A 23,782-nucleotide genomic window follows, 5' to 3' on the forward strand; every position below is an offset into this window, starting at 1 on the left:
TAATCAGCAGCGGGCTTTCCAGTATTGCACAATTCAATATCGCGCAAAGACCTGGGATAGGCAATTAGCGAACCGTAACAAGATGCGACAAAACACTATAGTCTGTATGGTTTAGATTAACGTTTTGTGCCTTTTTTCCACAACTCAAATAGCTGTTCCACTTCAGAGCGCAGATCCTGCTCTTTGTTCAGTGTCCATGAGTAAACCGTGCCAATGGTGAGGTTCATCAATAAATTCAGCAGTATGCGGTTGGGAATATCCGGCAGCACACCTTCACTTTTCATGGCATCGAAAAACGCATCGGCGAAGGCCTGGTTGGCGAAGACCACTTCCTGATGCAGGCGCTGGATTTCCGGCATGAACTCCCCGGCCTCGCTGATCAGCACCTTGGAGAAGTTCCGGTTTTGGTCCAGGTAATCGGCGATAGCAAGGCAAGTGCTCTCGAAACGTTCCAGTGGATGGCCCGCACCCACCAAATGCGTCAGGGCGATATCCCGGATGGCCTGCAGGTCGGCCTGTACCACCGCGAGCAGTAAATCTTCCTTGCTGTCGAAATGCTTGTAGATGGTGGCTTTACCCACGCTGGCACGGGTGGCAATGGTTTTGACTTCTGCACTGTGGAATCCCTCCTTGGCAAACACTTCCCGTGCCGCCAGCAGGATGCGCCTGCGACGTTCGGGTTTTTGGTCTGTCATGCCGGCTCCCGTGAAAACTTATGGCGAATTTCTTTTCCGATCTGCACGCGACGTTTTGCGGATGCCGGAATGGTGCCCAGTGTTTGCGCGTATTTAAGGATGGGTTCCAGGCCCTGGCCATTGGCAATTTGTATGGCCAGGCCCGGCCGTGCGTTCAGCTCCAGCATCATTGGCCCCCGATCCCGATCCAGAACCAGATCAACGCCCAGATAGCCCAGTGGGGCCAGTTCGTAGCAGGTGGCTGCCATCTCCAGTATGCGATCCCATTCCGGAATCTGGATGCCCGCCAAGGGGAACCCGGTGTCGGGGTGTTCCTTGATGGGGCGGGAGTGCATCACTCCGTAATTGGTGCGCCCGCTGCCCATATCAATCCCCACACCCACTGCCCCCTGATGCAGGTTGGCACGGCCATCGGAATGGCGGGTGGGTAAGCGAATCATGGCGAACAGGGGAATACCGCGAAACACGATCAGGCGAACGTCCGGTACCCCTTTAAAGGATACGCTTTCAAAGCAGGGGTCGAATTTGACCCGGTATTCAATGATTGCGCTATCGGTTTCCCCGCCCAGGCTGTACATGCCGCTCAGGATGTTGGAAATGTGGTGTTTGATTTCATCAAGGTTAACAAGGTTGTCGTTGGATCTGCGGAAATGCCCACTGGCCGTTTTACCGGCGATCACCATGATGCCGTTGCCGCCGCTGCCGTTGGCCGGCTTGATAACAAACTCTGAATAGGGCGCCAACAGCGAGGGTAGGTGCGCTGCCTGATGCTCCAGTTCGATGTGGCCGTAAAGTTCGGGGACCGGAATGTGTTTTTCAATGGCCCTTTGTTTGGTGATGATTTTGTTGTCCACCAGGGGGTAATAGCGGCGTTCATTGTAGGGCATGATGAACTCGGCATTACGCTGGTTCATACCCACGATGCCCAGTTCCCGCAGGCGGGTCCACGGCAGTTTCATGGTTTGTCCGCCTCCCGGATCAGCCCCCTGAAGCGCCATAGCTCCAGCAGGCGATAGCCGGTGTAGCGCCCCAGAATGAGGGTGATCGCCAGCACGATCAGCAGTGTTTCCGGAAACACAAAAATGATATGGCCGAGCCATTCATGGGTCATCACCAGATAGCCGGCCACGGCCGCAATCAGGCTGCCGGAGCCCAGCTTGAAGGCTTCCTGGGAACCGTTTTCTTCCATCACGATGGACATGCGCTCGATGGTCATGGCCAGTATGACCACCGGGAACAGGGCGACGGATAAACCGCGTTCCAGATCCAGTTGCACGCTGATGATGCTGAACAGGGCAATCATCATGATCACGATGGTCAGCACGGCGGCGAGGCGGGGTACCAGCAGCAGCTTCAACTTTTCCAGATACAGTCGCAGGGCCAGGCCTACGATCACCAGCATGGTGAACATGATGATGCCCCACAACAGTGAGGTTTCCCGGAATGCCAGAGCGATCAGAACCGGCATGAAGGTGCCAAAGGTAGCCAGGCCAACCAGGTTGCGTAAGACCACGATCACCAGTGCCCCCAGGGGGACCATCAGGATGATGCGGTACACGTTCTGGGTTTGTACCGGTAGTGCAAACAGGGAAAAATCCATCAGGCGGGATTCGGTCTGGCGGGCCCACTGTTCCGCTATTGAGACCTGGGACAGCGCGTGGCGTGAGATGGAAAAATCCACTTCCGCCGGTTGGCCGCCGTCAATGGTGGCCAGGGGATCGTCACCTGTGCGCCACACCAGAGTGTCATCACGGAAGCCCTGGCGTCCGCTGACAGGGTCAAAGGCGACCCATTCAAAATCGTTGTGCACCTCGAGCCACGGTACCAGGGTGCCGTGCTTGACCAGATCCTGCAGTGGCAGCACGTACACTATACGGGCAGGTATGCGGGCCCCGGCCAGAATCTGGATCAATTGGCGAACCCACTCAACAGAGCCGTGGCCGGCTTTGTTGATCAGGGATATGTTCTGGTCAGGTTGGGGGGTGTTGAGCCGCAGCAGCAGTTCCCGGGTAAAGGAGGTGATGTCTGCAGAGTGGGAACGCACTTCGTTGAGTACCGCCATGATGGCAGAGCCCAGGGGTTCTTCGTAGTTGGGTACCGGGGGGTAAGGGGGCCGGGGTTTGGTGCGCCGGTTGCTGCCGTTGTCATCCCGCGTCAGTTCCATTCGGTAATACAGCACCTGTTTACCCTTGGCGCGGCGTACCGCCCACAGTGCTTCCCGGTTCAACTCATCCTGTTCGGTGGCGAGGCCGTAGTTACTGGAGATGAAGTCTTCGTTTAGTTTGATAAAGCCTGGCGGCTCCCGGGGGATGTAGAACTTGGCTTTGGCCGGGCCACCGTTGGCTTTGAACCTGAGCTTGGCTTCCACCGTCCAGACTTCAGATTGTTCAGCCGGCTTCAGTGGCAGACCCAGTTTTTCATGTTTGTAGTAGACAGCGCTAAGAGCTATAGCGATTAAGATCAACGCAGTGACGTTGATTTTAGTGTTTTTCATTGGGCATCATCGGCCTTGTTGTTTTTGTTTTGTTCGGTGCTTTCCTGGGCTTCCTGCTCTGGCTGATCTTCTGTGGGCCGCAGCGTACGGGTGCGCAGGAACGTGTTACCCGGATCCACAATAGCAACGTGCTTCAGAAAGCGGCGACCCATTAATACCGGATACAAAAATTTGCTGCGGTCGGTGAGCGTGAATTCAGCCTGATATTCTTTCCCTGCCAGCGTGAAAGGCAGCGTGACCACGGGGCGTTCCATGCTGGTGTGCTTGTGGCGTTTGATCAGGGCGCTGCGGGTAAGGGGGGCTTCAATCGTGACGACTTTCTTACTTTTGCCCTCCTTGTATTTTTTTTCTTTCAGTTTGGTGTTGCTGGAAAACTGGAAGCGAACCCAGCGCTCACCATCGCGATCAAAGTACTCGATGTTCTTGGCATGAATAGAACTGGTTTTGGCCCCGGTATCCAGCTTGGCTTTGGCCTTGAGGCCGTAAGGTTGCAAATAGATGTTTTCGATCCAGCCCAGAATGATCTTTTCTGAAATATCACCTCCGTTTTCCGTGGCGATTGCCGAGTTGGCTGCAATCAGGGAAGTCAAAAGCAAATACCTCATTACTGTGTGGAAAAGAGCGCGGTTTGAATACTTCATAGTTTAGGTGTTTTCGGCCTTAGGAACACGTACCCCGGAAACAGAGTTGCAGATTGTAATGGGTGCGCTGGCGCTATGCATCACAATTTGGCTGGCCGGCCTCAATAATTCTCCTGAATGTGAGATTGATACGGGGTTTGCAGGGTTGCCGGCGTTTGGGAATCTGATGTTGCCAATGATGTTGCAGTGCCCCTTTCATGATTAAAAGATCGCCAGATTGCAGGTCCAAATCCAGTTTTCGTTCCGGGTGCTGCCGGTGCTTGAGTTGAAATGTCCGTTCGCTACCCAGGGAAAGGGAGGCAATGACGGGGTTTTGCCCCAGCTCCGGTTCGTTGTCCGCATGCCAGCCCACGCTGTCCTGCTGATCCCGGTACAGGTTGGCCAGCAGGCTGTTGAAGTGGGTATCACTGTAATCCTCGATCTGTTGCTTGATGTGTTGCAGCGTATCGTTCCAGGGTTGCGGATCCAGGGTGAGGCCGGAGTAGGTATAGACCATGCCCGGGTCACCAAACCAGGCCTGCAGGCGGGGGATAGGCACCATCTTGCCGGCAATGCGAATGCTGTCCTGGCGCCAGGGAATCTCTTCCTGCAGGCGGGAGTAGAGCTGTTGCGCCATATCCTCATCATAGAAATGGCGTACCCAGAGGATCTCACCATCCTCCAGTTCAATCAGTTCGACGCTTTGCAGGGGTACATCGCCAAAGATAAACAGGTCTTTCTGGCTCATTTGGAATCCCTTTCGCGGTGATCGTTATACTGATGCTACAGGGGCCTTCAGGTGCCTGCAACCGGCGACGGTGGCCCACCGGGCGAGGGTGGCTTTAGAGGATGGCCTAAAACGGCAGTGGTGCGCTGCAGGTGATGCTGTGCCGGCCGGTGGGGTGTTGAAAACGGAGATGATGGGCGTGCAGGAGCAGGCGCTGGCTCATGGCGACAACGTGTTCCGGGGCGTAGAACCGGTCTCCCAGAATGGGCAGGCCCAGGGCCATGCAGTGTACCCGGAGTTGATGGGAACGGCCGGTGACCGGAATCAGTCGCAGCCGGTTCCAGGGGCCGTCTTGCTCCAACAGCTGGTAGTGGGTGAGAGAGGGTTTGCCGTGCTGGTAACAGATTTTCTGCCGGGGGCGGTTGGGCCAGTCAGTGATGAGTGGAAACTGGATATCGCCGCATGTTGCAGGGCAGTCTCCCCAGGCGATGGCCTGGTATTCCTTGGCGGTTTCCCGCATTTGAAACTGGCGGCTCAGTTCACTTTGTGCCGCTTTGGTTTTGGCCAGCAACATCACGCCGGAGGTGGCGCAATCCAGGCGGTGTACCACCAGGGCCTGCGGGTACAGCGCCTGGGCACGGGTGTGAACGGAATCCTGCTTATGGGGGCCGCGGCCGGCCACTGAGAGCAGGTCAGCGGGCTTGTTGACCACCAGCAGCTGGTCGTCCTCATACAGGATGTCCAGCGGATTTCCGGGTTGCACCTTGGCTGTCATGGATCAGGAGATGGTGACCATGATGCGCAGGCCATCCAATCGGTACTGGCTGTTTTTGGCCAGTAACGCCAGGCCTTTTTGCAGGCGCTTTTCCACGTTGTGAATGGCCTTGTCCTGTTGGTCCAGGTGGCTTAAGGCCTGCAGGCGCTGCTTCTCGTTTTCCCAGTAATCGCGAAATCGCTGTTGGGCGTTTTCCACCAGAGCCTGCTTGCGCTGTTCCATCAGGCTATTGCCTTTATTGAGCATTGCCAATACCGGATCCTGAATCTCTTTCAGCATCGGTGTGATTAAATCACCTTTCACCCGTTTTAGCTGTTTGTCCAGGGCATCGGTGGTCACCGCCTTGCTGATGTCGCGGCCCTGTTGGTCCAGCAGCAGGCGTACCGGTGTGGCCGGTAATAGCTGGCCCAGCTGCAGTTCCGCAGGCGCGGGGCACTCCACGATGAACAAGGCTTCCAGTAATATGGTGCCTTCCTTGATCTGCTTGTTTTTGAGCAGGCTCATCACTGAGCTGCCTTTGCCACTGGTGATGATCATGTCCATGGCGTTGCGCACCATGGGGTGATCCAGGCTGAGAAACTCGATGTCTTCGCGGCTCAGCGCGATGTCGCGCTCGAACGTGGCGCTGACGCCGTCCTCCGGCAAATTAGGGAAGCTGTTGTGCTCCAGTGAGGTGCCGGGTCGGATCAGCACGATGTTTTCCGACAGCTCTTCTTCCTCGACACCGTAGGCGTTGAATACCTGCTCCATGTAAAATTCAAGGCTCGGGTCGTCATCACTTTCCAGCACAGCTTCAATCAACGGCGCCACGCTGTCGTCTCCGCGGGAGTGCAGTTCCAGCAGGCGGTTGCGTCCGTGCACGAAGCGTTCGTGCAGCTCTGCAATCTTTGTTTGGGTGGTGTTGATGAGCTGTTCCAGAGCGGAATTATCCATATGGATGATGGCCTGGTGAAAATCATCCTGCAGGTTTTCGAACACCACGCTGTGGGAGGCTTCGGTTTTGGTAAAGGCGTTGAAGCCTTCGTCATACCAGTTCAGCAGATGTTGTTGCTGGGTGTCTGCCAGGTAAGGGGTGAAGATCTGGATGTCCTCCTGCTGACCGATCCGGTCCAGGCGGCCGATGCGCTGTTCCAGCAGGTCAATGCTGCCGGGCAGATCAAACATCACCAGGTTATGGCAGAACTGGAAGTTGCGGCCTTCGCTGCCGATTTCAGAACAGATCAGGGCCTGGGCGCCGTCTTCTTCTGCTGCGAACCAGGCGGCGCTGCGATCGCGCTCGATCAGGCTCAGATCCTCATGGAACGCGCTGCATTGAATGCCGCCTTTGAAGTGCAGATGGGCTTGCAGGGCGCAGGCGCTGTCCTTGTGATGACAGATCACCAGGAACTTCTGGCCGCGGTTCTGCTTGAGTGTTTCCAGCAACCATTCCACTCGTGGGTCCTGGGCGAGCCATTCCACTTCAGGGGCATGCATTTCCGGGTAGAGTTGGTCCAGAAAACTCGCCAGGCCCAGTTGGGTATACAGCTCAGGGGCCTGCAGCCGCACCCGGGTGAGCTGGCGTTGCGGGAAGCCGCTGATGCTGGCGCGGGTGTTGCGAAACAGGGCGCGTCCGGTGCCGTGTTGATCCAGTAAGCGGGTGGCCAGGGTGGTGGCTGCGTGGCTGTCTTCCTGGTTGTTTTCCAGTTGCTCAATGAGCTGCAGACTGGATTCGTCGTGCAGCAGTTGTTTGAGCTGGTTCAGTTGGTCGCCGGACAGCGATTGGTGGTCGATCAGCCGTTCCGCCATCAGTGCGATGTCGTTGAATCTGGCTTGCTGTTCGATGAAAGCAGGTAAATTCTGGTAACGCAGCGGATCCAGCAGGTGCAGTTGGGCGAAGTGACTTTCCGGCCCTTCTTTTTCCGGTGTGGCCGTCAGCAGCAACAGGCTTTTCGCCTTGAGGCTGAATTCCTCCACCAGACTGTAGGCAGGGCTGGGTGCCTCTGGTTGCCAGGCCAGATGATGGGCTTCATCCACAATCAGCAAATCCCAGGGCGAGTCGAGGGCCGCGTTGGCCCAGCGCTGGTTGTGCAGCAGGAACTGGATGGAGCAGAGCACCAGCTGTTCGTGCATGAAGGGGTTGTCGGTGTCTTGCTGCTCACAGAGGGCTTCACACTGATCGTTGTCCAGCACCCGCACCGGCATGTTGAAACGACGGCGCATTTCCACCAGCCACTGGTGCACCAGAGAATCCGGCACCAGGATTATGATGCGGCTGATCTTGCCGCTGATCAGCAGTTGATGGGCGATCAGCCCCGCTTCAATGGTTTTGCCCAGGCCCACTTCGTCCGCCAGCATGACCCTGGCTTCGGCGTGCCGGGATACGGTTTGGGCGATGTGAAACTGGTGGGGGATGGGGTCGACCCTGGGGCCGATAAAACCCTTGGCCGGGTTCTGGTCGTAATGGGATTGCAGTTCCCAGGTTTTTAACCGCATGCCGAAGGTTTTGTAATGTTCGAAATGGCCCTGCAGAAGGCGTTTGAGGGGCTCCGGCATACTGCTGCTGCCCTGCACCTGGCTTTCACAGAGGATTTTTACTTCCCCGTTGTCGCTTTCTGCCTCGTAGAAGTAGAGGCCTTCTTCTTCATGACGGGTCAGGACCCGGTAGTTGGTGCCATCCTCGGTTTCGATCATGTCCCGGGGCTGAAATTCCAGCCGGGTGAGCGGCGCGTTGGCCTGGGCGTAGTTGCGCAGTTCTTCAGTGCTGGGGAAGAACAAGGTGACGGTGCGTTCGTTCACCTGGGTGACAATGCCGATCCCCAAGTCGGTTTCTGCGGTGTTGGACCAGCGCTGGCCGACGTGAAAAAACTGTTCGCTCATGGTACTGACGGTCTCCGGAAAATGGCTGCGCGGTATTCTAACAAAGTTGGGTGGCAATTTCAGAGAGAACTACCTGCAGCCCATTCCACTACAGCACGCCCTCCCATAACTCCACTGCACAGTCAAACGGGTCTGAATGCAGGGCAGTAGTGTCATCGAAACACATGACATGACGGTTTTCTTCCTCGAATGGGTGCCATTTGCCAACACCGTCAGTACTGGGGTCAGAGGAGCGGGCAAAGGCAATCCAGCAATTCTGCACCAGAATACTCAGTTTGCCGGCGCCGGGATCGGTACCACACAGATATTGCCCGGCCGGGTTTTCCGTGCAGCCGAATACCAGTGGAATGTCGCTGGCATGGCAGGCACCGAGGCTGCCTTTATCCCAGTTGAACTGAAACATATAGATGTTCTGGGTGTGCTCACTGTGGGCCTCGGCGATGCGCAGCGTGGGAATACGAAACATGCGATCCCCTTCAAAGGCGCTGTAGACATCGGCCAGGGTGGCGTTTTGCCGGCTGGTCTGGATCATTTTTTCATAAAGGTTGGCGGCGCGTTCCCCAATACCGGGAACGCTCTTTTCCAGCAGGTCGATAAGGTCGGATTTTTCCACCTCATTGACGTTGGTCGGGGAAAACAGGTCTTCAGCTCCGGGCAGGCTCAGGAACAGGTTCCATTCATCACGGGTACACCCCACCATCAATGGAATATCCTTGGCCTCGCCACTCTGAATGGCCGCCAGCGGCGTTTGTGGAATAATGTTGCCTTCCACCACCGGCAGCAGCACCATGCCGGTCTGCCGCACCTCCTGGCTGTAGCGCCCACGATTGAAGGACAGTTTGGTGAGCTGGCGTTGCGCCTTGATGATCTGATCCGGGCTTAATTGCCATAACTTTTCCGGGGCGGAGGGATCAATGTCGGTGACTTCAAGAAACCTGCGGGCAATGTCGGTGGCTTCGGAGCGGGTCAGTACCTGATCCGCCGCGCCGCTTTGCAGGATGGCGCGTTTGAACAACCCTTTGGCGGCAGGGCAGGCCAGCAGGGTGGCAATGGACATGGCGCCGGCGGATTCTCCAAACAGGGTGATGTCCTCCGGATCGCCGCCAAAGCTGGCGATGTTGTTTTTGATCCAGCGCAGGGCTTCCAGCTGATCCAGCAGACCGTTATTGGCGCTGATGTTGTGCTCTTCAGCGATGAGGTCGTTTAGGTAGAGAAACCCCAGCACCCCAAGCCGGTAGTTGATGGACACCACCACCACATCGCCACTGACTGCCAGATTACGCCCGTTGTAGATGAGTTGCGATCCGGAACCTGTGAGAAAACCGCCGCCGTGAATCCACACCATCACCGGGCGTTTTTTCGAATCGCAGGCCGGAGTCCAGATATTGAGGTAGAGGCAGTCCTCGCTGGTTTGAGTGATGCCGAAGAGGGGGATTCTGTCCTGTGGTGCAGAGTCTCCGAAACGGTCTGCCTTGAAGGGCTCATCGAATGGCAGGAGGGGTTCCGGAGCCTTGAACCTGGCCACGCCTATAGGTTGCTCGGCGTAGGGGATACCCCTGAATTCCTGATAACCTTCCCGCTGGAGTCCAATGATTTCACCACAGGGTGTATTCACACTGACCGACATAGAGTTTCCCGTAATTAGTGTTTTTTGATGGTGGTTTGTGTTGGGTATCTTTAATCGCCATAATAGGGCGATTTCGGCAATAACTGCCCTGTAATTGACGTTTATCCCCTTTCAACTTGATGGGGTTTCCCTTCTAGAATACTGGCTCCATTCTATTGCAGTAGAGAGACAACCATGAGCCAGCAGGCACCCAGCCGGTCCGTTGCCACCCTGTTCAGACCCTTCCAGTGCAAATCCCTGACACTGCGCAATCGAATCGTCATGGCGCCCATGACACGCAATATGTCGCCGGGCTATGTTCCCAATGATCAAGTGGTAGCTTACTACCGACGTCGTGCAGAAAACAATGTGGGCCTGATCATTACCGAAGGCACGACGGTAAATCAAGTGGCTGCCAATGGTTATGAAGGGGTGCCCGCCTTCCATGGCGAGGCAGCTTTGGCGGGTTGGAAGCAGGTGGTGGACGCCGTGCACGCCGCAGGTGGCAAGATTGCCCCGCAGCTGTGGCACGTGGGGGCCGTGCGGCGCCCCGGCGTGGGCCCGGACCCTGAGGTGCCCGGTATGGGGCCTTCGGGCATCAGCTCAGCGGGCAAACGCAAGGCGCATACCTTGAGCGAACAAGAGGTGCTGGATTGCATCGAGGCATTTGCCCAGGCAGCGGAAGATGCCGAGCGTTTGGGATTTGATGCCATTGAACTGCATGGGGCCCATGGCTACCTGATTGATCAGTTTTTCTGGGAAGTGACCAACGAGCGAACCGACCGCTGGGGAGGGAGTTTTGCAAAGCGCTCCCAATTTGCCGTTGATATTATTGAGGCAGTGCGGCAGCGGGTGAGCGCGGATTTCCCCGTGATCTTCCGCTTTTCCCAGTGGAAACAGCAGGATTATTCCGCCCGATTGGCGCACACGCCAGAGCAGCTGGAAGCCTTTCTGCAGCCACTGTCGGACGCGGGTGTGGATATTTTTCACGCCAGTCAGCGGCGCTTCTGGGAGCCGGAATTCGAAGGTTCTGATCTGAATCTGGCGGGCTGGACCAAGAAACTCACGGGTAAACCTGCCATCTCAGTGGGCAGTGTGGGGCTGAATGTGGATTTCCTGGAAGGCACCTTGTCGGCCAACCCCATGGACAGCATCGGCCAGCGCGGGCTGGAGGAATTGCTGGCACGCATGGAAAATGAGGAATTCGATATGATCGCCGTGGGCCGCGCGCTATTACAGGATCCGGAATGGACGGTGAAAGTGCAACAGAATCGACTGGATGAGCTGGCGGATTTTGATCGGGCTGCCATTGCCAAACTGTACTGATCGCTGCCATTAATCGCGACAAAAAAGGCGAGGTCCCAGGACCTCGCCTTTTTTGTCGGGCATGTTGTGCCGGCGTTATTTTACGTCAAAGCGATCGGCAGTCATGACCTTGGTCCAGGCCAGAACAAAATCGTCAACAAACTTCTGTTTGGCGTCATCGGAAGCATAAAACTCGGCAATGGCGCGCAGTTCGGAGTTGGAGCCGAAGACCAAATCAACCGGGGTGGCGGTCCACTTTACCTTGCCGCTGGTGCGATCGTGACCTTCATACAATCCTTGCGTTTTTGATTTTTTCCACTGCGTTGACATATCCACCAGATTGACGAAGAACGCGTTGTTCAATTGGCCCGGAGTCTCGGTGAATACGCCGTGCTTGCTGCCGTCGGCGTTGGCGCCCAGCACCCGCATTCCTCCAATCAATGCCGTCATTTCGGGTACGGTTAAATCAAGCAACGCGGCGCGTTCAACCAGCGCTTCTGCCGGTGGCCGCGGATAACCCGCTGCCAGGTAATTGCGGAAACCATCGGCTTTGGGTTCGAGCAAGGCAAAAGATTGCACATCCGTCATGTTCTGGCTGGCGTCCGTGCGCCCGGCGACGAAGGGTACCTTGACGTTGTAACCGGCATCGGCGGCGGCTTTTTCGATGGCCGCTGCGCCACCCAACACAATCAGGTCAGCCATTGAGACCTGGGTTTTGCCGGCTTTTTTGTTGAACTTTTTCTGGATTTTTTCCAGTGTGCCGAGCACTTTGGCAAGCTCTTTGGGATTGTTGACAGCCCAGTCTTTCTGCGGTGCCAGACGGATGCGGGCTCCGTTGGCACCACCACGCATGTCGGTTGCGCGGAAGGTGGCGGCAGACGCCCAGGCGGTGCGCACCAGTTGCGCTGTGCTCAGTCCGGAATCGAGAATGGCCTTCTTCAATTGGGCCACATCCTTGGTGCTGATGTGCTGATAATCGGCTGCCGGTACCGGATCCTGCCAGATGTATTGTTCTTTTGGCAGCCAGGGGCCCTGGTAGCGCGAGACAGGCCCCATATCGCGGTGGGTGAGCTTAAACCAGGCGCGGGCATAAGCCTGCTCAAACTCTGCCGGATTCTTGAGCCATTTCTGCGTGATTTTGCGATAGGCCGGATCCCGTTTCAGAGCCAGGTCGGTGGTCAACATGATCGGGGCATGGCGCTTTTGCGGATCGTGGGCATCGGGCACCATGTCGGCGCCTTTGCCGTCTTTGGGTATCCATTGCTTCGCCCCGGCGGGGCTGGTGGTCAGTTCCCATTCAAAGCCATAGAGGTTTTGCAGAAAATTATGGGTCCATTCTGCCGGGCTGATGGTCCAGGCACCCTCCAGTCCGCTGGTGACGGTATCGCCGGCGTTGCCCTTGCCGCACTTGTTGTGCCATCCCAGGCCCTGTTGTTCCAGTGCTGCGGCTTCCGGATCGGCTCCCACGCAATCCGCCGGCTTGTGCGCGCCGTGGGTTTTACCAAAGGTGTGCCCACCGGCAATGAGGGCTGCGGTTTCTTCATCATTCATGCCCATGCGGCCGAAAGCCTGGCGAATGTCCCGGGCTGCGGCAAGCGGGTCAGGATTGCCGTGGGGGCCTTCCGGGTTCACATAGATCAGACCCATTTCAGTGGCACCGAAAGGCCCTTTTAGGTTACCGTCTTTATCCCGTCTTTCATCCGTCAGCCATTGGCCCTCGGGGCCCCAGTTTACCGCTTCCGGTTCCCATTCATCCGCGCGTCCAAAGGCAAAGCCGGAAATTTTGAACCCCATGTCCTCCATGGCAACGGTACCGGCCAACACCAAAAGGTCCGCCCAGGACAGGGCGTTGCCGTACTTTTGCTTGATGGGCAGCAACAGGCGCCGGGCTTTGTCCAGGTTGGCATTATCCGGCCAGGCGTTTAATGGTGCGAAGCGTTGCATGCCTCCATCGGCGCCCCCCCTGCCGTCAATGGTGCGGTAGGTACCGGCGGCGTGCCAGGACATGCGGATGAAGAACGGGCCGTAGTGACCGTAGTCCGCAGGCCACCAGTCCTGGGAGCTGGTCATCAGTTCGGAGAGGTCTTTTTTCAGTGCTTCAACGTCCAGATTTTTTAGGGCATCACTGTAGTTGAAGTTGCCGCCCATGGGGTCGGCAGATGGGCTGGAATCACGTAAGGGCTCCAGGCTGAGGCGATTGGGCCACCAGTATTGGTTGTCCGGCATTTCAGCGCTGGCGGCGAAGGCTGAAGTTGCGCCTAGGGCGCATAGCGTGGCGACCGTGAAGGCTTTCCACGATGTAGAGTGCTTTCTCATGATTGTCATATCCTCTGACGATGGTTTTTTTATTGGGGACAGTCCCTGGAAGTAATGAGCGGGCACTACGAAGGTTGGTTGCAACGATAACAGCTGATGAGCGTTCAACGATCTTGGTGAATACTCCCACGGCCAGAATAGCGGTGAACGCAACCAGGAGTACAATTTATAATGTTTAAGCGGCTGATAAATATTTCTAATGGTGGGCCTAGTACTTAACACTGCACCCGTAGGGGGGATTGATGGGGGACTGTACCGGTTGGCCTGCTTCCAGATCATCAAACGCTGCTTTAACATAGTTAACGGCCTGCGCCAGATCGCCTTTGTCGGCGCTGGCGATGCTGTCGATCCCTCCCATGTAGACCAGTGTACCCTGCGGATTGATGATGAACATATGAGGCGTGGTTTTGGCGTCATAGGTTTTGCCCGCGGTACCACGTTCATCCAGCAACACCGCCGTGGGGTGGGCGTTCCTGCTGCGTGTGAGTTCATTGGCCTGGTTGGCGGTAACATGGCCTTGTTTGCCCGGCGCGGACGAGATGATGGAAAGCCAGGTGTAGCCTTTGTCTGTGTAAGTTTTCTGCAGGCTTTGCATGTTGCCGCTGTCGTAATGCTTGCCCACAAACGGGCACAGGTGATTGGTCCACTCCAACACCACGTATTTACCATTTAATGCGGACAATGTGACGGTGTTTCCCTCTGTGTCCTGCAGACTGAAATCGGGCGCAGGGGCTCCGATCCTGGGGGCGGCCGTGCTCAGCGTTGCCAATAAAAATAATAGACAGAGTGTCGTTCCTTGAGTCAGTGTCTTCATGGGATTGCCTCCTGTGAGTGAGCTTACCGTGGTGTGGTCTGGCCTGATTGCCGCAAAGCATTCCATGTCCAGGATTGCCTGGTACCACGCACGACCACTTCAATCACCGCCGGGGCCTGATGGAAGTAAGGGTGGCGGTGGGCGGAAATATGCAGCCTGTCAGCGCGTTTTATAATTGAGGGCAGCGGTTGGGTTGCCGCAATATGGTTGGGCGCAACAAACACCTGCAGGTTTGGATCTGTGATATCCAAAGCGGGTAAGGTGATTTCAACCCGGTGGTCGGTTACCTGATAGTGACCGGACTGTTGCACCGGAGTTGGTACGTTCTGACGGGTTTGCTGAAAACGTTCTTTTACGGCAGGTTGAATGTGAGTGGGTGTGGGCGGCAGATCCAGTGTGAATTGGCCTTTACCCTGGATGCACGCATCGGCGCACACCAGCCAGCGCGCATCCAGACCCAGGGTGAGCGCTGTCTCGGGGAGCGATTTGGGTGGAGTGAGCTTAACCAGTAAACCGCTGTCTCCCTCATAGCCGTAATTGATGTCCGAACCATAAGGGATGGCCGTGGGGGTTTGGAAGAGGGGTTCCCCGGCCTGCCATCCCGGTGGCAGTTGCCAGTTCAATTTGGGGGCCAGCCCGGAATCACCGGGATTTTTCCAGTAGGTGTGCCAGTGGGGGTCCGGTGAAAAATAGATCAGGGCCCAGAACGGCGTGTCGGGTTTGACCTGAGTGACTTCTGTCATCAGTGCAACGTGAATATGGGGCGCATCCTGTTGCGCAGAGGCCGCTGACAGAGCAACCGGCACAGCCAACAGAAAAAGGGTAAACGCAGCTGGCAATCCTTTAAGCACGGTACCGATCCGGTGGATGTATTATGCTGCTTGGATTGCCGGCTGCCATAAAAGTTCCAGTGGCGAGCGACTCGCTGCCCTGGTGTGACTGTCAGTTTGTGGCGGCCTCCGCCAGCACCTGTTTGCTAGCGGTTGCCCCTGTGCTGGGGAGGTGCTGACCCGCCCATTTCTTTGCCTGCTTGGCGGCATTGGCGCCCGACAGCATGGCGCCCACAAACCCCCCACCGTGACTGCCAAACGCCGATGCCAGGAACAAACCCGCGATGGCGGTTCGTGTTGTGGGTGGTTTGGATTGTATAAACGGAGCATTTTGGGCAAATCCGTAGGTGGCTCCCATGGGGGTGTTAAGGTATTCGTTCATGGTGCGCGCGGTGCCCATCTCATGAAATACCACATGTCGGCCCAGCCCCGGAAACTGTCGATCAAGATCATTCAGCAGGGCGGTTTCCCAGGCCGCTTTTTTGGCGTAGTAATCCGCTTCCGACAGGTGTTGCCAATTGTTCATATCATCGATTCCGCACATCACCGCAAAGTAACGGCTTTTGGTGTTCATACCCGTGTCCAGTTTGGAATAATCGGTGAACACATAACCGGGCATGGTGTGGCCCGGCTCAGCGCTGAACGCGGTTTTGAAATTGGCGTAGTCATCGAATGTCCGGCAATGCTCAGGAATGACAAAGGTGGCATATTCGGTCACACCGAAGGCTTTGGGATCGCGGTCCATGCCCACAAACAGAACCCACAGGGCAGGAGAAAGCGGTTTGCCGTTGAACGGTGCCATAAAGGCTTGCTGGTGTTCCAGCGGCAGCATGGATTGAAGCACCACCGGAGCGGCATTACCAAAGATCACCGGTGCATAGGCCTGGCGTGGCAGTTTATCTTTAGGGGCCCGGCGCTTGCCGATGGTCAGGTTTTTCTCGTGGCGGACACCAGACACCCGGCCGTTGTCATCCAGCAGGATATTGGTCACCGTGCGTCGGATCAGCGCGTCACCACCGTGTTCTTTGATGATGTCCACCAGCGCGTCACTCAGCTTCTGTGAGCCTCCTTTGATGTAGTACCCACCGCCTTCATGATACGAACCCTGGGCAATGGCATAGAACAGGGCGGACAGTTCCTGGGGGCGGTCACTGTAGTAGCCGATGTTGGCAGCCAGGTAAAACTTGATGTCCTCTTCGTCACCAAACAGATCCTCAAACAATTGTGAGACAGTGACTTTGTTGTACTTAAACATGGCGCGAAATTTCAGCGGCAGGATAGGGCCGTTGCGTAACCACCACCATTTGGTCTTGTTGCTGGTGACAAAGCGGAAAACATCGTTGCGCACCCCATGCAGAATTTGAAAGTAGCGCAGAATGCCGTGCTTGTGCTGGGGGAACAGGCGCAGGGCGGCCGCTTTCGCCTCATTCCAGCCTTCCGGCATGATCTGCTGAGGATGCCCGCCGGCCTTTTTAACGCTGAAAAAACTGGGTACCGGCAGGCGCTCAATGCGGTCATCCAGTTTGAGCTGGTTCCATACCTGGGGCAACAGGTCCAGGTGACCGAAACCGCAGAGTTCGTGTAATCCCACTTCGATCTCAAGGTGCTTGCGCTGATACACGGTTGCGGCGCCGCCAAACTTGTCGTGCCGCTCCACCACCAGAACCCTTTTCCCCTGCTGGGCATAGAGCGCTCCGGCGGTGAGGCCTCCCAGGCCGGAACCGATGACGATAGCATCAAAGTTTTGGTTATCCATGGCGTTCTCCGCATGTATGCATCATGAGTCATATGAAGCTATCATGGGTAGTGCGAATATGCAACATGAGGCATAATGCGTCTGCGTTGATATTTTGAGTTTCGATGTTAGAGGGTTCCGATGTCGCTGAAGCACGTATTATTGATGGTGTTGAAAAAGCAAAGTGCGACCGGCTATGGGATTACCAAGTGGTTTGACGGCCCCCTGGGCTATTTCTGGGACACCAGCCACCAGCGGGTGTATCGGGCGCTGGCCAAACTGCATGAAGACGGCTGGGTAAGCTTTGAAGTGGTGCCTCAGCATGGCAGGCCGGATAAGAAGGTCTATGCAATCACGCCGCTGGGTGAGCAGATCCTGGACAGCTGGATGCGCAAGCCGCTGCCATTACCCAAGGTCAATGAGCCGTTTCTGGTAAAACTGTTCGCGGCGGACACGAAATATCTGGGTGTCCTGATAGATGAAGCAAATCAACGCCTTGAAGAGCATCGGGCGGTGCTCGAGGATTACCGGTTGGTGGAGGAAACCTATTTCTCCGCAGGCCAGCTCAGTGCCGAACAACAGCTGATGTATCTGACGCTGAGGCGGGGTCAGCTATACGAAGAAAGCAGCATTCAGTGGATCAGTGAAGCGCTTTCGGTGCTTGTGGATTTACATGAAAACAACAATAAAAACGCCTGAATTATCTCCGTTAATTTCAAAAAACCGGCTTCCTCTGCTATATACTATTGAGTCTTTTTTTATATACTTTTTGAGTACTTACTCTTTTTAATTCAATGCATTTCAGCCTGATTGGGTATTAACACGATGAATTTTCGAACGCTTCTGATCGCAGGGTTTACCGGCCTACTGTTGAGCTCGACTGTTATGGCAGCGGGTCTCTACGAGGGCGAGCGTAATGCCTTCAATCGCTTCCATGGGAAAGGTACCTACAAGTACACCAACGGGAATGTGTATGAGGGCGACTGGGTCGATGGCCGTAAGAATGGACAGGGCACACAAACCTGGTCCAATGGTGAAAAGTATGAAGGTGGCTGGAGCAATAACCGTGAGCATGGCCAGGGCACCAAAACCTGGCCCAACGGCGACTCTTACACCGGTGAGTGGTTGCAGGGCAAAATGAGCGGCCAGGGCACCTACACCTGGGCCAATGGCGACACCTACACCGGTGGGTTCATCGCTGATCAGAAGCAGGGTGAGGGCGTGCTGACACGGGCGGATACCGGCGTGAAGTATGCCGGTACCTGGAAGGATGACCAGCGTGAAGGCGAGTTCACGGTCACCATGAAGAACGGTAACGTCGCCCGTGGCGTCTGGAAAGCAGACAAGCCACCGGCCAGGGCCACGGTGGTGATGGCCGGGGGCGATATGTATTCTGGCCCTGTCAGAGGGGGCTACCTGCCCAACGGTAAAGGCACCTGCACAGTGAATGGCAAACAGTCTCCCTGTGAATACAAGGCCGGAGAGCAAGTCGCAGTGGTGGCCGCCGTCCCCAAACCTGCTCCCAAACCCGCGCCTAAGCCGGCTCCGAAACCGGTTCCGAAGCCACTGGAATCCAAGCCGAAGGTGATTCCCTTCGAGGCGGTAGCCGGCGCGGCAGTTGCCGCTGATGCGGCCGCCACCGCGGCGCCGGAAGTGGAACCGGCTCCGCCTGCCCAGCCCAAGGATCCCCGTACCAAGCGCGGCGTTCGCCCCGACGGCAGTCAGTTTTTCTTCAAGCACGGATGGGGCGGGTACAGTGATAACCTCACCAACCTGAAGGTAGAGAAAGACATTAATGAATTCGGGGCCATGCAGATCACGGCCAGTGGTGATGAGTTCGAACTGAGTTTTACCGTGGACGAATACGTGGGTGAAAGCACCTACGAGCTGAAATACTTCAAGGCCTTCATTCAAAAGCAGGGCGAGAGCACGGTGTACCGTACTTCAAGCGCAGAACCCGGCACGCTGAAAATCCTGCAGGATGGTAAAGGCATGTTGATCGGCACCTTCTCGTTTACCGGATACCCCTATGGCAATGTGGGGGCCGACAAGCGTGAAGTCACAGAAGGTGAGTTCGCCATTCCACTGCAGTAAGAAGGCGGCGGGGCCTGTTTGCAGGCCCCGGCTCAGGCAACCAGTAACTGGCGGGTATCTTCCAACTGGTGTTTGGCCTGCTCCATAATCTTGTTCAGGATGGCGGGGTCGTTTTCCCCCGGGAACAGGCGCCGGAATGCCGGTACCTTGGCCAGCTTCTGGTGCCTGGATTCATCCAGCATCATATGGTGCAAATGGGCCACGATCACCAGATCGGCGAAATCCGCTTCTCCGTCGTGGTGATAGCGCCAATTCTCTGAATTGGTTGCAGTGGCCACCATCTCCTCATTAAACCCCCAGCGCTTCAGAATCACACTGCCCAACTCGGGTTTCAGGTCTTTAATGGTTTTCTCCAGCTGCTGGGGATTTTCGGTCAGCCCCGGATACTGATCCGCGTACATCAGAATGGGGACCACCCCGATATCGTGCAGCAGACCCGCCAGCAGACCCTGTTCAGGGTCCAGGCCCCGCACGTTTTTCGCCAGAACATAGCAGATGGCGGCGATCTCCATGCTGTGTTGCCAGAGGGAGTCCATGCGTTGCTTCAACAGCGGCGTGCCGGCTTTAAACAGTTCTTTGACGGTGAAAGTGGTCACCAGCTGTTTTGTCGTTTGCATGCCCAGGCGGACAATGGCCTGGGCGCTGGTTTCGAATTCCTTGGTGCCGCGGAACAGCGGGCTATTGGCTGCTTTGATTAACTTGGCGGCGATGGAGGGGTCTGTATTCACTGCCTGGGAGATTTTTCTGGCACTGTTGGTGCCGTCGTCAATCATCCTGCGGATACGCACGGCAACTTCCGGCAGGCTGGGCAGCACCAGTTTGTTGTTGCGCAAATCGGCATACACATCCAGCAGCAACTGCTTGTCTTCCGGTTGGTCTTCGCGCAGGGCCTGGCGTACAGCGTAACTGTTCCCAGGGGCTTGCTTCAGTAGCTCTTTTAGCGCTGCCAGCTCTACCTGCAATACGGCTGCATTGGAGTGGGCCTGTATATGAACGGCCCGGGGGCGCTTGGAGGCGATTGGCCCCTGGGCTTCGGGGCTGCCGGCAACGATGGTTTTGACACTGCCGGAGTGCGGATCCCGTAAGTCCAGTTCACCGGCCAGCAGGAAATACTCGAAAGGGTCCGATGAACCCGCTTCCACCATGGGTTCTCCGGCCCCGAGTTTCAGTGTTTCGCTGATGTTGATGAGCATGATCAGCTGATCATCGCTCAGATGACGAAGTAATTCGAATTGCTTGAGTTGTTCCGTATCCATTGCCGTTGGTCATCGAGCCGGGCGCGAAAAGCATCGCGGTGGATGAAATGTTGCCGCAAGCAACACCGTTATGGATTAAGTATAGGAACGGATCGGAAAAATCGCCCTGAGATGAACCTACTTTGTGATCTGAGTCCACATCCGGGCGAAATAACTTAGGGCTCTTTTGACGGCCAGCGCCGGCACCGGGTTTGGGGCCTGCATGGATCAGCAGTCGGTAATGTAAGGCGCCAATACGTCATAGCCCTTGATTTCGGCCTGCAGTACGGACATGAAGGTATAGGCCCCCATGATCTTACGCACCAGAAACATCAGTTCCCGTGGGGGAATGGTGAAGTGCCGGTTGGCTCCGGCAGCAGAGAGACCTGCTTTCATGCTGAGCCGGGCCGGCAGGTTGCTTTCGCCCCATTTGTATTCCAGCGCGTCGTTCAACAGGTAGGACGGCGGTGGAAACCGCTCCGGGTCGGCAAAGGGCTCGATGGCCATGAAGCACAACTGCACAAGCCCCCGTTTGGCTTCGGCTGGGGTGTTGCTGTTAAACAGGCTAAGGGTTTCCAGGCCTTCCAGGAGTAAGGTCTCATCGTGTAAAAACGCTGCTTTGACGATTTTTCGCCCCGGCTCCAGTGTTTTATCGGAAAACTCCCGCACCGCGCCGAAATCCAGCAGTACGATCCGGTCGGGTTCGTTGGCGCCATCCCCCAAACGTACAAAATAATTGCCGAAGTTGGGGTCGGTCTGCATTTCTCCCCACAGGAACACTTCTTTCCAGCACAGATCCAGCGCGGAGCGGCAGATCGTGTTGCGACGTGCCTGAGACAGGGCCTTGGTGGCGGGGGCATCGATGTCTGCACCGGGCTCGTAGGAGGTGGCGATAACCCGTTTGCTGCAGAATTCATCGTACACCCTGGGTACGATGAAGCGGGGATCGTCTTCCAGCCGCTGGCGGAACAGCTTGGTTTTCTCCCGTTCGTGGGCGTAGTCCACCTCACGGTACATCATTTCGCGGATTTCCTGGAACCAGGAGCGGAATTCTTCCGTAATGGGGACAATCTTCAGCATGCGCAACAGGCTTTCCACTGCGCCAAGGTCACTGTCAACGGCTTCGGCAACGCCAGGGTACTGTATTTTAAGACAAATCTCTTCGCCTGTGGCTTTGATGACGGCTTTGTGCACCTGGCCAATCGAGGCCGCGCCAAGGGGTTCCTCTTCAATTTCCAGCAGCGCCAGCTTTTCCGCGCCCAGTTCATCTTCCAGCTCTTCGTAGATGGTGGTCCATTCCAGAGCGGCGGTGTCGTCTTCCAGTGTATGCAGGGCTTCGGTCACTTCCAAAGGCAGGAAGTGTTCTCCGTACAGCGCCATCATTTGCCCGATTTTAACGATGCTGCCCTTGAGTTTGCCGATTTCGTCCGCCAGGTAATGCGCCTGGCGGGAAAGGATCTCTTTCTGTTTCCCTGCCCGTTCTTCCTTGCGGGTGAACATGTTGCCGGCCGATTGTGCCGCCAGCATGGTTCCCGCCACCAGGCCCGCTCTAGCCATACTGAAGCGTCGCTCAAAAGCGCCTGTTTTTACCCGCTTGAGCGTACTTTTCGGTTTTTCTGACATTGAACACCTACTGTCTGTGGTGACGGGATCATCCGCCACCAACCCCCTGAATGGTCATCATTGCCAACACTGGCAGTATCATAATGGCGCCCGATATTACCTCATATTGACTCTGATTACATTTGCCTTTCCGATCACCACAGCGGCTGTGGCGTAAGTAGCCGCCAGCCTTGATCAGCATGAGCAGTGGGGTTACATTTGACTGTGAGCATTGATCACAGGAGGCACACCCGCGTGTCTGACGACGAAAACGTAGTGCAGTTCGGCAGTGCCAAAGAGCGATTTGTGCATGAGCGCAAGGCGCAGGCGGCGAAGGATTTGCGGAAACAGTTCCAGACCGCCATGGGCTGGAAAAACCAGCCCAAAAGCAAAAAGAGCAGTGCTAGCAAAGGGCCCAAGCCCGGGCGCGGCAAGAAGCGCTAGGTCCGGCGCCAGGCGCCATTGTCCTCACATACACGACCATCCTTCAGCAGTTTCCCCAGGTGGGCGAGCAGGGAGTAGCGGGCGATCGGGTGCAGGTAGTCCGGAACGTCGTCGTACACCACCGGTGTCAGCGTATCCAGGTCTGCCGGGCCGGTTTTCTGCATGCCTTCGAGCACCTTGCATTCACGCATCAGTCGATGCTGGATCAAGCCCTCAATGATGCCCTGGGGGTGCTCCATCAGGTTGCCATGGGCGGGCGCCAGCAGGTGCAGGTCAAGTGCCTTTAATTTCTCCAGCGATTCCAGATAATCCTTCATGTCGCCATCCGGCGGCGCAATCACCACGGTGGAGCCTTCCATGATGTGATCACCGGTGAACAGGATGCGCTCCTGCTCAAGGTAAAAACACAGATGGTTGCTGGCGTGACCGGGGGTATGCACGGCAGTCAGGACAAAGTCGTCACTGTTGATGTAGTCGCCTTCCTGCCAGCATTGATCCGGGGCAAAATCGGGGTCCTGGGATTGTGGTGTCGCGGCGGGCATACCGATAACCAGGGCGTCGGTGGCTTCACGCAGGGCTTTGGCCGCCGGCGAGTGATCCATATGAGTATGGGTACAAAGGATCCAGCGGATGGTGGCATGGGCATCGGCGGCGGCCTGAACGATGGCGGCCACATGTTGCGGCAGTGCCGGGCCGGGATCAATAACCGCCCACTCTCCCTTTCCCACCAGGTAGGTGTTGGTTCCGGGCCCGGTCATAATGCCGGGGTTGGGCGCCGTAATACGCCGAATCAATGGGGAAAGTACAATGGTTTCGCCGTGTACCAGCTTACTCATAGAACCGCCTTGTCTGACACATTGCACCCATTTTACCGTTTTTTGGCCTGCGCTGCCTGCCCCTCATTTTGCAGCAGTTCATCAACGGTGTCATAGCGGGCCAACTGGCGCAGGGTGGCGATGGTGGGCAGCACCAGCTGCCACTGGCCGGTGTCGTAGCGAGCCAGGGCATCTGCCGGTGTAACCCAGCCGGTGGCGATGGCTTCATGATCGTCCTGGCGGGGCTCCTGTCCTGGTGGCCAGCGGCACAGGAAAAAGCGGGTATCGTATCGTTTGGGGTTGCCTTTTGGGGTGATCCAGTGGCTCAGATACTGCAGGCCCCCGGTACTGAGTTGCACCTTATTTTGGACACAAAACTGTATGAAATCGGAAGGATGCTGCTGTAGAAAGGATTGGGCAGCCCTGGCTTGCCTGTTATCGGCGTGGTGAGCCAGCAAAATACCGGCTTCTTCCACCAGCTCCCGGATTGCCGCTATCCAGTAGGCATGACCGTTTTCCGGTAGCCCCAGAACAGCATTGGCCGAGGCCGGCTCCAGGTCGCAGTAGTTGAGCCAGGCTGGATCCCGATCGTGGGGGTCCAGCTTACCACCCGGAAATACCCATGCACCTCCCACAAAGACTGCCTCGGGATTTCGCTGTTGCATCAGCACCTTGGGCCCCTGCCGGGAATCTTTCAGAAGAATAATGGTAGCGGCCGGTTCAATGGCAACATCATCTATTGTCAAACGGAAAGCCTCTCAATACAGCAAGCGTTAAAACAGGGTCTACACTTTAGCAAAGTACAGGATTAAGTATCAG

At 56.4% G+C, this 23,782-nt stretch carries 20 protein-coding genes; 4 read left to right on the plus strand and 16 right to left on the minus strand.

The window, feature by feature from the left end; all coding sequences use genetic code 11:
* Positions 1 to 116 precede the first annotated feature (116 nt).
* The 8 genes from D9N13_RS04200 to D9N13_RS04235 all read right to left on the minus strand — a co-directional run bounded on the left by D9N13_RS04200 (position 117) and on the right by D9N13_RS04235 (position 9,794).
* Positions 117 to 695 carry a TetR/AcrR family transcriptional regulator gene (locus tag D9N13_RS04200; RefSeq protein ID WP_290586272.1) on the minus strand — a complete coding sequence of 193 codons (579 nt, stop codon included), beginning with the start codon at positions 693 to 695 and terminating at the stop codon, positions 117 to 119.
* Positions 692 to 1,654, minus strand: coding sequence for an alpha-L-glutamate ligase-like protein (locus tag D9N13_RS04205; protein ID WP_290586275.1), 963 nt, complete (start codon positions 1,652 to 1,654; stop codon positions 692 to 694). The genes D9N13_RS04200 and D9N13_RS04205 overlap by 4 nt, the downstream gene beginning before the upstream one ends.
* Complete coding sequence (locus D9N13_RS04210) at positions 1,651 to 3,189, minus strand: inactive transglutaminase family protein (RefSeq protein WP_290586278.1); 1,539 nt, start codon at positions 3,187 to 3,189, stop codon at positions 1,651 to 1,653. The genes D9N13_RS04205 and D9N13_RS04210 overlap by 4 nt, the downstream gene beginning before the upstream one ends.
* Complete coding sequence (locus D9N13_RS04215) at positions 3,186 to 3,779, minus strand: ATP-dependent zinc protease (RefSeq protein ID WP_290586281.1); 594 nt, start codon at positions 3,777 to 3,779, stop codon at positions 3,186 to 3,188. The genes D9N13_RS04210 and D9N13_RS04215 overlap by 4 nt, the downstream gene beginning before the upstream one ends.
* Positions 3,780 to 3,903: 124 nt before the next feature.
* On the minus strand, positions 3,904 to 4,557 hold the full coding sequence (locus D9N13_RS04220; protein ID WP_290586285.1) for an alpha-ketoglutarate-dependent dioxygenase AlkB family protein: 654 nt from the start codon (positions 4,555 to 4,557) through the stop codon (positions 3,904 to 3,906).
* 106 nt (positions 4,558 to 4,663) lie between these two features.
* A complete protein-coding gene (locus D9N13_RS04225; protein ID WP_290586287.1) occupies positions 4,664 to 5,311 on the minus strand; it encodes a pseudouridine synthase in 648 nt (215 codons plus the stop codon).
* A 3-nt stretch (positions 5,312 to 5,314) separates the two neighbouring features.
* Positions 5,315 to 8,167, minus strand: coding sequence for an RNA polymerase-associated protein RapA (rapA, locus tag D9N13_RS04230; protein ID WP_290586291.1), 2,853 nt, complete (start codon positions 8,165 to 8,167; stop codon positions 5,315 to 5,317).
* An 88-nt stretch (positions 8,168 to 8,255) separates the two neighbouring features.
* Entirely contained in the window at positions 8,256 to 9,794 is a 1,539-nt protein-coding gene (locus D9N13_RS04235; RefSeq protein WP_290586293.1) for a carboxylesterase/lipase family protein, read from the minus strand.
* A gap of 174 nt (positions 9,795 to 9,968) precedes the next feature.
* Here D9N13_RS04235 and D9N13_RS04240 point away from each other — a divergent pair, with 174 nt between their 5' ends.
* Positions 9,969 to 11,099 (plus strand): NADH:flavin oxidoreductase, encoded by a 1,131-nt coding sequence (locus tag D9N13_RS04240; protein ID WP_290586295.1) that lies wholly within the window; start codon positions 9,969 to 9,971, stop codon positions 11,097 to 11,099.
* Positions 11,100 to 11,174: 75 nt separating this feature from the next.
* Here D9N13_RS04240 and katG read toward each other — a convergent pair whose 3' ends face one another.
* From katG to D9N13_RS04260, 4 genes are all read right to left on the minus strand, one after another.
* Positions 11,175 to 13,304, minus strand: a complete 2,130-nt coding sequence (katG, locus tag D9N13_RS04245; RefSeq protein WP_317622461.1) for a catalase/peroxidase HPI — start codon at positions 13,302 to 13,304, stop codon at positions 11,175 to 11,177.
* Positions 13,305 to 13,602: 298 nt separating this feature from the next.
* Complete coding sequence (locus D9N13_RS04250; RefSeq protein WP_290586300.1) at positions 13,603 to 14,208, minus strand: redoxin domain-containing protein; 606 nt, start codon at positions 14,206 to 14,208, stop codon at positions 13,603 to 13,605.
* Between the two features lie 23 nt (positions 14,209 to 14,231).
* Positions 14,232 to 15,059 (minus strand): protein-disulfide reductase DsbD domain-containing protein, encoded by an 828-nt coding sequence (locus D9N13_RS04255; protein ID WP_290586302.1) that lies wholly within the window; start codon positions 15,057 to 15,059, stop codon positions 14,232 to 14,234.
* Positions 15,060 to 15,150: 91 nt separating this feature from the next.
* Positions 15,151 to 16,794 (minus strand): phytoene desaturase family protein, encoded by a 1,644-nt coding sequence (locus D9N13_RS04260; protein ID WP_290586305.1) that lies wholly within the window; start codon positions 16,792 to 16,794, stop codon positions 15,151 to 15,153.
* Positions 16,795 to 16,914: 120 nt separating this feature from the next.
* On the opposite strand from D9N13_RS04260, the gene D9N13_RS04265 reads away from it, so the two are divergent.
* The gene (locus D9N13_RS04265; protein ID WP_290586308.1) at positions 16,915 to 17,472 is read left to right on the plus strand and encodes a PadR family transcriptional regulator; all 558 of its coding nucleotides are present in this window, start codon (positions 16,915 to 16,917) and stop codon (positions 17,470 to 17,472) included.
* A 126-nt stretch (positions 17,473 to 17,598) separates the two neighbouring features.
* Positions 17,599 to 18,867 (plus strand): MORN repeat-containing protein, encoded by a 1,269-nt coding sequence (locus tag D9N13_RS04270; RefSeq protein ID WP_290586311.1) that lies wholly within the window; start codon positions 17,599 to 17,601, stop codon positions 18,865 to 18,867.
* A gap of 32 nt (positions 18,868 to 18,899) precedes the next feature.
* Here the strand turns inward: D9N13_RS04270 and D9N13_RS04275 are convergent, their stop codons facing one another.
* A complete protein-coding gene (locus D9N13_RS04275) occupies positions 18,900 to 20,123 on the minus strand; it encodes an HDOD domain-containing protein (protein WP_290586315.1) in 1,224 nt (407 codons plus the stop codon).
* Positions 20,124 to 20,330: 207 nt separating this feature from the next.
* On the minus strand, positions 20,331 to 21,725 hold the full coding sequence (locus D9N13_RS04280; protein ID WP_290586317.1) for an ABC1 kinase family protein: 1,395 nt from the start codon (positions 21,723 to 21,725) through the stop codon (positions 20,331 to 20,333).
* A 234-nt stretch (positions 21,726 to 21,959) separates the two neighbouring features.
* On the opposite strand from D9N13_RS04280, the gene D9N13_RS04285 reads away from it, so the two are divergent.
* Positions 21,960 to 22,148 (plus strand): hypothetical protein, encoded by a 189-nt coding sequence (locus D9N13_RS04285; RefSeq protein WP_290586321.1) that lies wholly within the window; start codon positions 21,960 to 21,962, stop codon positions 22,146 to 22,148.
* On the opposite strand, the gene D9N13_RS04290 is transcribed toward D9N13_RS04285, so the two are convergent.
* The gene (locus tag D9N13_RS04290) at positions 22,145 to 22,984 is read right to left on the minus strand and encodes an MBL fold metallo-hydrolase (protein ID WP_290586324.1); all 840 of its coding nucleotides are present in this window, start codon (positions 22,982 to 22,984) and stop codon (positions 22,145 to 22,147) included. The genes D9N13_RS04285 and D9N13_RS04290 overlap by 4 nt on opposite strands.
* Before the next feature lie 32 nt (positions 22,985 to 23,016).
* Positions 23,017 to 23,709 carry an NUDIX hydrolase gene (locus tag D9N13_RS04295; RefSeq protein WP_290586327.1) on the minus strand — a complete coding sequence of 231 codons (693 nt, stop codon included), beginning with the start codon at positions 23,707 to 23,709 and terminating at the stop codon, positions 23,017 to 23,019.
* Between the last annotated feature and the right edge of the window lie 73 nt (positions 23,710 to 23,782).

This window comes from Ketobacter sp. GenoA1 (assembly GCF_003671475.1).
GTDB lineage: Bacteria > Pseudomonadota > Gammaproteobacteria > Pseudomonadales > Ketobacteraceae > Ketobacter.

Excerpts from the sequence above, each read along its gene's own strand:
- D9N13_RS04200 (WP_290586272.1), bottom strand. The coding sequence starts at position 695 with ATGACAGACCAAAAACCCGAACGTCGCAGGCGCATCCTGCTGGCGGCA.
- D9N13_RS04205 (WP_290586275.1), bottom strand. The coding sequence starts at position 1,654 with ATGAAACTGCCGTGGACCCGCCTGCGGGAACTGGGCATCGTGGGTATG.
- D9N13_RS04210 (WP_290586278.1), bottom strand. The coding sequence starts at position 3,189 with ATGAAAAACACTAAAATCAACGTCACTGCGTTGATCTTAATCGCTATA.
- D9N13_RS04220 (WP_290586285.1), bottom strand. The coding sequence starts at position 4,557 with ATGAGCCAGAAAGACCTGTTTATCTTTGGCGATGTACCCCTGCAAAGC.
- D9N13_RS04225 (WP_290586287.1), bottom strand. The coding sequence starts at position 5,311 with ATGACAGCCAAGGTGCAACCCGGAAATCCGCTGGACATCCTGTATGAG.
- rapA (WP_290586291.1), bottom strand. The coding sequence starts at position 8,167 with ATGAGCGAACAGTTTTTTCACGTCGGCCAGCGCTGGTCCAACACCGCA.
- D9N13_RS04235 (WP_290586293.1), bottom strand. The coding sequence starts at position 9,794 with ATGTCGGTCAGTGTGAATACACCCTGTGGTGAAATCATTGGACTCCAG.
- D9N13_RS04240 (WP_290586295.1), top strand. The coding sequence starts at position 9,969 with ATGAGCCAGCAGGCACCCAGCCGGTCCGTTGCCACCCTGTTCAGACCC.
- katG (WP_317622461.1), bottom strand. The coding sequence starts at position 13,304 with ATGCCGGACAACCAATACTGGTGGCCCAATCGCCTCAGCCTGGAGCCC.
- D9N13_RS04250 (WP_290586300.1), bottom strand. The coding sequence starts at position 14,208 with ATGAAGACACTGACTCAAGGAACGACACTCTGTCTATTATTTTTATTG.
- D9N13_RS04260 (WP_290586305.1), bottom strand. The coding sequence starts at position 16,794 with ATGGATAACCAAAACTTTGATGCTATCGTCATCGGTTCCGGCCTGGGA.
- D9N13_RS04265 (WP_290586308.1), top strand. The coding sequence starts at position 16,915 with ATGTCGCTGAAGCACGTATTATTGATGGTGTTGAAAAAGCAAAGTGCG.
- D9N13_RS04270 (WP_290586311.1), top strand. The coding sequence starts at position 17,599 with ATGAATTTTCGAACGCTTCTGATCGCAGGGTTTACCGGCCTACTGTTG.
- D9N13_RS04275 (WP_290586315.1), bottom strand. The coding sequence starts at position 20,123 with ATGGATACGGAACAACTCAAGCAATTCGAATTACTTCGTCATCTGAGC.
- D9N13_RS04280 (WP_290586317.1), bottom strand. The coding sequence starts at position 21,725 with ATGTCAGAAAAACCGAAAAGTACGCTCAAGCGGGTAAAAACAGGCGCT.
- D9N13_RS04290 (WP_290586324.1), bottom strand. The coding sequence starts at position 22,984 with ATGAGTAAGCTGGTACACGGCGAAACCATTGTACTTTCCCCATTGATT.